This window comes from Hymenobacter lutimineralis, assembly GCF_008271285.1.
GTDB classification, from domain to species: Bacteria; Bacteroidota; Bacteroidia; order Cytophagales; family Hymenobacteraceae; genus Hymenobacter; species Hymenobacter lutimineralis.
On record NZ_VTHL01000014.1, the window covers coordinates 125638 to 131770 of the forward strand.

Sequence of the window (6133 nt, forward strand, 5' to 3'; positions counted from 1 at the left end):
GGTACAACCTCTACGTCAAGGCTGGTGAAAATATTTAAGAAACCTCCCACTCATCAACATTGCCGCCCAGCAACAGCATCCATCCAGTCGCCCTGTGAATAAATGATATACCGTTAGCATCAATCACACATGAGCAATGGAATGACTGTTTTACTAGTTGCGTAGGCTTTATGGGTGTCCTTATCCTCGAAGGTAGCGATAAAGAAAATATTGCACCACTTCTGTCACTATTAACCTCTAAAGCTCCTGTTACCTCAATGCTGTAATCAATATCTTTATCGAAACTAAACTTATTATACTGTGCACTTTTTTCAAAAAAGAAAGGAAGTATATGATTCCAAGTTCCTCCCGTAAGCTCATCGCCAACATACGAAGCTATATTGAGCGTAGAATGTGGAATTTGAATATTTTTCAATAAGGATTCGGCTGGGTCGTTCAATATCGCATATTTTATTCCTTTGACACTTGTGTATGATCCAGTTAATAAATTATTAATAATTACACTGATTGGATTATTTTTAAAGCTGTGTTCGGTAGAAAGCTTGAATTCTAATAGTTCGTCAATATAAAATTTTAACCATGTTAATGTGTTGTAAGCAATTTGTATAGTCTGTGTTTCAGTGAGCAATTTTTTGCGAGAGTTGATTTGTTCATCCCATTTTGCAAGCATTATTATCATTCCTACTGCCGTTGTTTCCCTTTTAGAAAATACAAACCAATTAATAGTCCCAACAGCTTTCTGAAAATCTTGATATGTAGGAATATAGTTCTGCTTATACCATATTTTTAAGGTTTCAATTATTGTGTTAGAATTATAAACATTCTCTATTAATTTCAATGCTTTTCTTTCGCCAAATTCTTTTGCATAATTATCAAAGATTTTCTTTGTGAAGATTCTAGTCTGCGTCAAGCCCATATTGTTAAGAATAATATGTGATTTGAGTCTGATTGCAAACAAATTGCAATCAGACTCAAGTTAAAATGCATCAGTTTATTCTTACATATTCCGGCGGTACTGCCCACCTACCTCGAACAGCGCATTCGTAATCTGCCCGAGGGAGCAGAACTTCACCGTTTCCATCAGCTCCTCGAAGAGGTTACCGTTCTGAATGGCGACTTGCTGGAGCTGCCGGAGGCGGGTTTCGGTCTGGTCGGCGTTGCGCGTGTGCAGGATATTGAGCATCTCAATCTGGTACTGCTTTTCCTCTTCCGTGGCCCGGATAACCTCGGCGGGCACCACCGTGGGCGAGCCTTTGGAGGAGAGGAAGGTGTTGACGCCGATGATGGGATACTCGCCCGTGTGCTTGAGCATCTCGTAGTGCATGCTTTCCTCCTGGATTTTGCCGCGCTGGTACATGGTTTCCATGGCGCCCAGCACGCCGCCGCGCTCGGTGATGCGGTCAAACTCCATCAGCACGGCCTCTTCCACCAGGTCGGTGAGCTCCTCAATGATGAAGGAGCCCTGCAGCGGGTTTTCGTTTTTGGCTAAGCCCAGTTCCCGGTTGATGATGAGCTGAATGGCCATGGCCCGGCGCACCGATTCCTCGGTGGGCGTGGTAATGGCCTCATCATAGGCGTTGGTGTGCAGGGAGTTGCAGTTGTCGTAGATGGCGTAGAGGGCCTGCAGGGTGGTGCGGATATCGTTGAAGTCGATTTCCTGGGCGTGCAGGCTCCGGCCGCTGGTCTGGATGTGGTACTTGAGCATCTGGCTCCGGGCATCGGCGCCGTACTTGAGCTTCATGGCCTTGGCCCAGATCCGGCGCGCTACCCGGCCAATCACGGCGTACTCGGGGTCGATGCCGTTGGAAAAGAAGAACGACAGGTTGGGGGCGAAGTCGTTCACGTTCATGCCTCGGCTCACGTAGTACTCCACGAAGGTGAAGCCGTTAGAGAGCGTCAGGGCCAGCTGGGTGAGGGGGTTAGCGCCGGCTTCGGCAATGTGGTAGCCGGAAATAGACACCGAGTAGAAATTGCGAACCTTCTCCTTAATGAAGTACTCCTGCACGTCGCCCATGAGGCGCAGGGCAAACTCGGTGGAGAAGATGCAGGTGTTCTGGGCCTGGTCTTCCTTGAGAATGTCGGCCTGCACGGTGCCGCGCACTTGGCTGAGCGTACGTTTCTTGATGGTTTCGTACACGTCGGCGGGCAGCACCTGGTCGCCGGTCACGCCGAGCAGCATGAGACCCAGGCCGTCGTTACCGGCGGGCAGCTCGCCCTGATAGCGGGGGCGGTTGAGGCCCTTGTCGGCGTAGATCTGGTTGATTTTGGCTTCGACTTCCGCTTCGAGGCCCTGCTCTTTAATGTAGAGCTCACACTGCTGGTCGATGGCGGCGTTCATGAAGAAGGCAGCCAGCGTGGCCGCGGGGCCGTTGATGGTCATCGACACCGAGGTGCTGGGGTTGGCCAGGTTGAAGCCGGAGTAGAGCTTCTTGGCGTCGTCGAGGCAGCAGATGCTCACGCCGGCGTTGCCAATCTTGCCGTAGATGTCGGGCCGGTGGTCGGGGTCCTCGCCGTAAAGCGTCACCGAGTCGAAGGCCGTGGAAAGGCGCTTGGCGGGCAGGCCCATGCTCACGTAGTGGAAGCGGCGGTTGGTGCGCTCGGGTCCGCCTTCGCCGGCAAACATGCGGGTGGGGTCTTCGCCCTCGCGCTTGAAGGGAAACACGCCGGCGGTATAGGGAAACTCGCCGGGCACGTTTTCCTGGAGCTGCCAGCGTAGTAAGTCACCCCAGGCCGTGTAGCGCGGTAGGCTAACTTTGGGAATCTGCTGGTTGGAAAGGCTGGTGGTGTGCGTCTGGATGCGGATTTCCTTGTCGCGCACCTTGAAGACGAACTCCGGGGCCTTGTAGGCGGCTACCTTTTGCGGCCAGGTCTCCAGGAGTTTCCAGTTTTGGCCGTCCAGACGGAGCTTGACCTCCTCGAAGGTGCTCTCCAGGCCGGCAACGAGGCTTCCTCCTCCGGCTCCGTTGCTGCCGTTCCTGCTGCCAGATCCGGTAGGGGTGTTTCCGAGGCTTTCGACGGCTCCGATGGCTTGTCGGATTCCATAGAGCTGCTGAGCAACGTCAGCTTGTTTTTGAACCCACTGATCATATTGGCGGTTGGTTTCGGCTATTTCGGAAAGGTAACGGGTGCGGTGGGGCGGAATGATATAAATCTTCTCCGAGTTTTCCTGGCTGGTTTCGAGCTGGGACGCGAAGGGCACGCCGGTTTTGGCTTCCACCGTGGCCAGCACGGCGCGGTAGAGGCGGTTCATGCCGGGGTCGTTGAACTGGGAGGCAATGGTCCCGAACACGGGCATCGTGTCCAGGGGCTTGTCCCAGTGGCCGTGGTTGCGCTGGTACTGCTTGCGCACGTCGCGCAGGGCGTCGAGGGCGCCGCGCTTGTCGAACTTGTTGAGGGCAATAACGTCGGCGAAGTCGAGCATGTCGATTTTCTCCAGCTGGGTGGCCGCCCCGTATTCAGGCGTCATCACGTAGAGGCTGGCGTCGGAGTGCTCAATGATTTCGGTGTCGGACTGGCCGATGCCGGAGGTTTCGAGGATGATGAGGTCGAAGCCGGCGGCGCGCACTACGTCCACGGCGTCCTGCACGTACTTGCTCAACGCCAGGTTGCTCTGGCGCGTGGCCAGGCTGCGCATGTACACCCGGGGCGAATTGATGGAGTTCATCCGGATCCGGTCGCCCAGGAGGGCCCCGCCGGTTTTGCGCTTCGAGGGGTCGACGGAGATAATGGCAATGGTCTTCTCGGGGAAGTCCATCAGGAAACGGCGCACCAGCTCGTCCACTAGGCTCGACTTCCCAGCCCCACCGGTGCCGGTAATGCCCAGGATTGGGGTTTTGGTAACGGAGGCAGGGGACTCGAGGCGCTGGTCATTGCTGCCTTCGGCCTGCTGGAAGTCGGCTACCAGTTGGGCTTTCACCCGCTCAAACTCCTCGGGGAAGTTTTCGGCGGCCGAAATCAGGCGGCCGATGCTGCGGGCGTCTTTTTCTTTGACGTGGGTTACTTCGCCGTTCAGGTTCTGGCCCGTGGGGAAGTCGCAGCGCTGGAGCAAGTCGTTGATCATGCCCTGCAGGCCCATGGCGCGGCCGGCGTCGGGGGAGTAGATCTGCTCGATACCGTAGGCGTGCAGGTCCTCGATTTCGGTGGGCAGAATCACGCCGCCCCCGCCGCCGAACAGGCGAATGTGGCCCGCACCCCGCTCCTTGAGCAGGTCGTGCATGTACTTGAAGTACTCGTTGTGGCCGCCCTGGTAGGAGGTAATGGCAATGGCCTGGGCATCTTCCTGGATGGCGCAGTCCACGATTTCCTGCACTGAGCGGTTGTGGCCCAGGTGGATTACTTCGGCGCCGCTGCTTTGGATGATGCGGCGCATGATGTTGATGGCGGCATCGTGGCCGTCGAACAGGGCGGCGGCCGTTACGATGCGGATATGGTTTTTCGGCTTATACGGAGCGGCGGGAGCTGCTTGCATTGCGGGGTGGAGTTGGGTGGAATTTGGGTAGGCGAAGGTACAAAAAAAGCCCCGGCGGGGAGGCCGGGGCTTTTATAGAATAATTTGAGGGGAAAGTGGCCGTATCAATAATCGACGTGTGTTTATTGCTGCTGTTCATCGAAGAACCGCAGCAGTTGTGCTATTGCTGCTAGGGGGACGTCGAACGTACCGTAGGTGCTGAAGACTGGTTCGTTCCGGCGGCGGCTGTAGAGTTCTACTAGTAATTCCTTTTCTTGGCCGACACATTGCCACAGCCCCCAGCTTGAACCCGCTATGTCGGAAGCGAAGGAGTTTACTTGGCTAATTTCATACTGGTTGTTGGCGCAGGTGAAAATCATAGCATGGTTTTCAAAGGATAGAACCTCTAAGTACCTCCAGCTAACCTTGGCGGGCGCGGGGCTTTGGCAGGGATGCTAACGGGGTAATTGTAAAGAACGGACCAATGCAGCAACTTCTTTTCTGACCGGACCAGGAATATGTCCGGCCGATCTGACAAGCTCACCAAGAAAAAAGTAGCTGCAAGGTGTTAGCAGCAGTGAATCTGCCGCCTGCTTCACCAGGGCAAATAGGCTTGCGGATATCTCAGTATCATATTCGTATAGCTGTTGCACAATGATATCAAAGGCGCATTCATACTCACCGGCTGCCAGCATAGCCTGCGCGTTGGCGCAGTCACGCGGCAATAAACCTGCTTCGTGAGCAGCTCCCAGCAATTGGGTAATCAATTGTTCGCGCCGTTTTCCGCGCTGATATTCTTTCCACCAGTTCCACATACTGTTACCGCAGCTCCATCAGCCGCAGCCGGAAGCCGGGCAGCACCGTTTCGCCGCTCAGTTCGTTATCGAAGCCCTGCACAACTTCCGGCTCGGGCTGTCCGGGCCGATAGATGTAGGCTGTTTCGGTTTCGGGCGCGAGGAGCCAGGCTAGTTGAACACCGTTGCGCAGGTAGTCCAGCATCTTGGCTTGTAAGGTTTTCAGCGTGTCGGTGGCTGATTTCAGCTCGACCACGAACTCGGGGCAGACGGGAGCAAACTTATCCTGCTGGGCCGGGGTCAGGGCGTTCCACTTAGGAGCCGAAACCCAGGAGGCATCCGGCGAGAGTATGGAGCTGTCGGGCAGGGTGAAACCGGTGTTGGAGTCGAATACTTCGCCCAGATGTGAATGGCTGGCGAACCAGCTGTAGAGCTGCCCGGTCAGGCGGGCGTTGCGTTTGCCGGAGCGGCTGCCGGTGGGCGACATAAGCAGGATTTCGTGGTGGGCGGTGCGCTCAATGCGCAGTTCGGGGTGCTGGCGGCAGAAGTCGAAAAACTCGTCGTCGGTCATGCGCTCCAGGTAGGAGCCGCTCAGCAGAATGCCACCAGATTCGAGGAAAGTACGCATAGGTTAAAAATACGCAGAAAAGGCCAATGTAGCTACGGCGGGGCCAAGATGCTGCCCCAGCAGAGGCGCAATAGGTATTGTCGGACCCGCAGTAGATATTGTTATAGCGGATTCGTGAACGGTTCGTCCACTTACCTGGCAGTCTGTGTGTGATACCCGCAGTGGTCAAACCAGTTGCGCGCGTCTTGGCTGGTAATCCAGTTCAGGGCCTCGTGCAGGGCTGCTTCCAACTCAGCCAGCGTGCGGGCGGCGGCGGCCCGTAGC

The 6133-nt window shown here is 55.4% G+C and carries 5 protein-coding genes; all 5 read right to left on the reverse strand.

Annotation, left to right across the window (positions count from 1 at the left end; genetic code table 11):
- Positions 1 to 34 precede the first annotated feature (34 nt).
- Positions 35 to 916, reverse strand: a complete 882-nt coding sequence (locus tag FY528_RS13890) for a hypothetical protein (protein WP_149071623.1) — start codon at positions 914 to 916, stop codon at positions 35 to 37.
- Positions 917 to 997: 81 nt separating this feature from the next.
- Positions 998 to 4468 (reverse strand): methylmalonyl-CoA mutase family protein, encoded by a 3471-nt coding sequence (locus tag FY528_RS13895; protein ID WP_149071624.1) that lies wholly within the window; start codon positions 4466 to 4468, stop codon positions 998 to 1000.
- A gap of 122 nt (positions 4469 to 4590) precedes the next feature.
- Complete coding sequence (locus tag FY528_RS13900; protein ID WP_149071625.1) at positions 4591 to 4827, reverse strand: hypothetical protein; 237 nt, start codon at positions 4825 to 4827, stop codon at positions 4591 to 4593.
- 75 nt (positions 4828 to 4902) lie between these two features.
- Complete coding sequence (locus FY528_RS13905; RefSeq protein ID WP_149071626.1) at positions 4903 to 5262, reverse strand: hypothetical protein; 360 nt, start codon at positions 5260 to 5262, stop codon at positions 4903 to 4905.
- Positions 5263 to 5266: 4 nt separating this feature from the next.
- Positions 5267 to 5869, reverse strand: a complete 603-nt coding sequence (locus FY528_RS13910; RefSeq protein ID WP_222931819.1) for a Uma2 family endonuclease — start codon at positions 5867 to 5869, stop codon at positions 5267 to 5269.
- Positions 5870 to 6133: the final 264 nt, after the last annotated feature.

Bases quoted from the DNA above. Each gene is read 5' to 3' on its own strand.
- FY528_RS13890 (WP_149071623.1), bottom strand. From the start codon at position 916: ATGGGCTTGACGCAGACTAGAATCTTCACAAAGAAAATCTTTGATAAT.
- FY528_RS13900 (WP_149071625.1), bottom strand. From the start codon at position 4,827: ATGATTTTCACCTGCGCCAACAACCAGTATGAAATTAGCCAAGTAAAC.
- FY528_RS13895 (WP_149071624.1), bottom strand. From the start codon at position 4,468: ATGCAAGCAGCTCCCGCCGCTCCGTATAAGCCGAAAAACCATATCCGC.
- FY528_RS13905 (WP_149071626.1), bottom strand. From the start codon at position 5,262: ATGTGGAACTGGTGGAAAGAATATCAGCGCGGAAAACGGCGCGAACAA.
- FY528_RS13910 (WP_222931819.1), bottom strand. From the start codon at position 5,869: ATGCGTACTTTCCTCGAATCTGGTGGCATTCTGCTGAGCGGCTCCTAC.